We start from the raw sequence: 2924 nt of genomic DNA, 5'->3' as shown, positions 1-2924 counted from the left end.
GTTGGTCCGACCGGCATGTCGATCAGAACATGGGTGGCACCGGCGGCCGCCTTTTTCGACAGTACGCTCGCTACGAGTTGACCGGTGGAGTCGAAATCGAGCGGGCGTTCGACACGGATGAAGTGATCATCGGCAGGACTGAGGGCGAGCCCGCCACCCCAGACGAGGCAACCGCCCTCGGCTTCGACCACCCGGCGCAGCGCGGCGGCGTCAAGCGCGACGGGCGCCATTACCTCCATGGTGTCGGCGGTTCCGGCAGGCGATGTGATCGCACGGCTCGACGTCTTGGGGATCAGATGCCCCGCCGCCGCGACGACGGCGACGACGATGGGTGTCGTGCGGTTGCCCGGCAATCCGCCGACGCAATGCTTATCGAGGACAGTGTGCTGCCCCCAGTCGAGCGTCTGCCCTGCTTCCTTCATGGCGCGGGTCAGCGCCACGGTTTCGGCCTCGTTCAGCCTGTCGCCGGCGCAGGCGGTCACGAAGGCGGCAAGGTCGAGATCCGATAACCGGCTGTCGAGCGTGTCGTGCACGATCGTCGCGAACCCGGCCCGGTCCAGCCTCTCGCCATAGGCTTTCGCCCGGATCATAGACGCCGAAGCGGGCGGTTCAGGGTGTGAGAAAGCGGCTTCGTCTCCAATCTCAGCGCCAAGCGCGGCCCAGGCGGAAACGGACAATGCCGCCTGGTCCACGGCAAGCCATGCTCCGCGGCCGACGACATTCAGGGTCGCGATGATCCAGCGGTCCTTCAGGTCGATCCGTATGCGGGTCTGCGCGGCGAACCCTTCCGCGCGGCAGACATGGCAATCCTCGTGCATATAGACGACCGGCTGCCGGTAGGTGTCGATGCCGGAGGGGGCAAGGGCAAGCGTATCGGTCATCGCGGCCGGTCCAGATAGACGGATTCGAGATGTTCGGGCACGCGCACGGATCGCCCAAGCTCGTGTTCGACGCGGAATCGCAGGGTGTCGGCGGCGACAGGTTCCCCATGGGTGAGATAGGTCATCTCGGGGGCGGGACCGGCGGACATCCAGCGCAGGATCTCATCGGCATCGGCATGTCCGGAAAAGGACTGGAGCTGAACCACTTCGGCCTCGATCGGGAACTCCCGTCCGAACATGCGCAATGTCCGCGCGGCTCCGGCCAGCGCCGCGCCGCGCGTGCCACCGGCCTGGAAACCGGAGAGCAAGATCGCGTTCCGCCGATCGCCGCCGAAGCTGGCCAGGTGGTGCAGGATACGCCCGCCGGTCAGCATTCCGCTGGCGGAGACGATGATCATCGGGCCCTGGCGCGTGTTCAGCTCCTTGGATTGCTCGACCGTGTTTACCCTCTTGGCGATCTCGAACATCGCAATGCAGTCTTCGCGGCTGACGTGGTGCTCGGCGTGATGACGGTGATAAATCTCGGTCGCATTCACCGCCATCGGGCTGTTGAGGAACACCGGGACATAGGGAATATCGCCGCGCTCCATCAATCGCGCAATGTGCAGCATCAGCCCCTGCGCCCGTCCGACCGCGAAGGACGGGATCAGCACCGTGCCGCCGCGGGCAAAGGTGCGTTTCAGGACCGGGGCCAGCTCGGCCTCGGGGTCCGTATCGGGATGGGCCCGGTTGCCGTAAGTGGATTCGCATACCAGCACATCGGACCCGCTGAATGGTCTTGGCGGTCGCATCAGCGGATCGGGATCATGGCCCAGATCGCCGCTAAAATGGACAACCCTGCCGCCGACCTCAAGCCGGATCTGGGCCGCCCCGAGCAGATGCCCCGCCGGAATGAAACGGGCCGCGATGCCGTCGCCCAGTTCGATCCTCTGGTCGAAGGCGTGCAGATCAAAACGGTCCAGCGCGGCCTTTGCATCCTTGAGCGTGTAAAGAGGCTTTGGGTTCTTGTGTTTGGAATATCCCTTCCGAGCGGCAAAGCGCGCCTCTTCTTCCTGGATATGGCCGCTGTCGGGAAGAATAAGCCCGCACAGGTCTGCCGTTGCCTCTGTGCAATGGATCCGACCGCGAAACCCCGCCTGGATAAATGCCGGCAGATATCCCGAATGGTCCAGATGGGCATGGGTCAACAGAACGGTGTCAATGGTGTTGACCCGCACCGGGAACGGTTTGCGATTGCGCGTACGCAACTGCTTGAAGCCCTGGAACAGGCCGCAATCGATCAGGATGCGCCGCCCCACGGCTTCGATAAGATAGCGCGATCCTGTCACCGTGCCGGCGGCCCCGAGAAAGCGCAGTTTCGGGCGTTCAGTCGGGGTCATGCCTCTGCTCCCCTGGCCGCGATGGTGTTGTAAAGGCCGCCGAAGATCAACGCGGCGTACCAGCCATAGAGAAAGCTCTCGACCAGACCGATGGTGAAGCCCACCGGGGTCAGCCAGACGAACCCGGGCAGCAGACCGGACCAGGTTTCATACATTGCGTAGCCGGGAAAGATCAGATCGAATGCGATGCACACAAGGTAGGTCAGCGCCAGGAACAGACTCAGCGCCCAACCAAGCGGCATAACCGGCAGACGCACACGCCCTGCCCCGGCGGGCCCGCCCATGACGCAGGCCCCGCACGTCAAGCGCAGGGCCAGAAAAAGGATTGCCGCGACTGCGGTGAAATAGAAAATGGGCATCATGGCTTTCTCCCTTCTAGTCGTGAATCCGCACGGAGCGCGAACACATCCGCTGGACGGCGCCGGTTCAGGATGGGCGCACCAGGCGCCAGGCGGCCTTCCTGCGATGGCTTTGCCTCGGCCCTAGCCGCAGCAGCAGCCGGATTTGGCCGGTTTTGCCTTTGCGGGTTCCGCGATCTGCGGTTCGACATTTGCCTTCGGCTGCGCATCGGTCTTGCCACCGCAACATCCGCCCTGTTTTTGCTGTGCTGTGTCTTGCGTCTGAGAAGTTGATCGGTCGTCCATCTGGACCTCCTTTTGTTTGG

The 2924-nt window shown here is 63.8% G+C and carries 3 protein-coding genes and 1 pseudogene; all 4 read right to left on the bottom strand.

Annotation, left to right across the window (positions count from 1 at the left end; genetic code table 11):
- A pseudogene (locus SM763_RS24015) lies at nt 1-881 on the bottom strand (thymidine phosphorylase); the annotation flags it as partial.
- Nucleotides 878-2260, bottom strand: coding sequence for an MBL fold metallo-hydrolase RNA specificity domain-containing protein (locus SM763_RS24010; protein ID WP_369000094.1), 1383 nt, complete (start codon nt 2258-2260; stop codon nt 878-880). The gene SM763_RS24010 and the pseudogene SM763_RS24015, both read right to left, overlap by 4 nt.
- Nucleotides 2257-2622, bottom strand: coding sequence for a DUF5676 family membrane protein (locus tag SM763_RS24005; protein ID WP_369000092.1), 366 nt, complete (start codon nt 2620-2622; stop codon nt 2257-2259). The genes SM763_RS24010 and SM763_RS24005 overlap by 4 nt, the downstream gene beginning before the upstream one ends.
- A gap of 120 nt (nt 2623-2742) precedes the next feature.
- The coding region (locus SM763_RS24000; RefSeq protein WP_369000090.1) for a hypothetical protein at nt 2743-2924 on the bottom strand (182 nt) is incomplete at its 5' end.

Source organism: Pseudophaeobacter sp. C1-32P7 (genome assembly GCF_041008775.1).
Classification (GTDB): Bacteria; Pseudomonadota; Alphaproteobacteria; order Rhodobacterales; family Rhodobacteraceae; genus Phycobacter; species Phycobacter gallaeciensis_A.
Note: the sequence above shows the minus strand (reverse complement) of the source record. Positions and strands in the feature narration are given on the sequence as shown.

What these genes read in the sequence shown, in the direction of transcription:
- SM763_RS24010 (WP_369000094.1), bottom strand. Translation starts at nt 2,260, where the DNA reads ATGACCCCGACTGAACGCCCGAAACTGCGCTTTCTCGGGGCCGCCGGC.
- SM763_RS24005 (WP_369000092.1), bottom strand. Translation starts at nt 2,622, where the DNA reads ATGATGCCCATTTTCTATTTCACCGCAGTCGCGGCAATCCTTTTTCTG.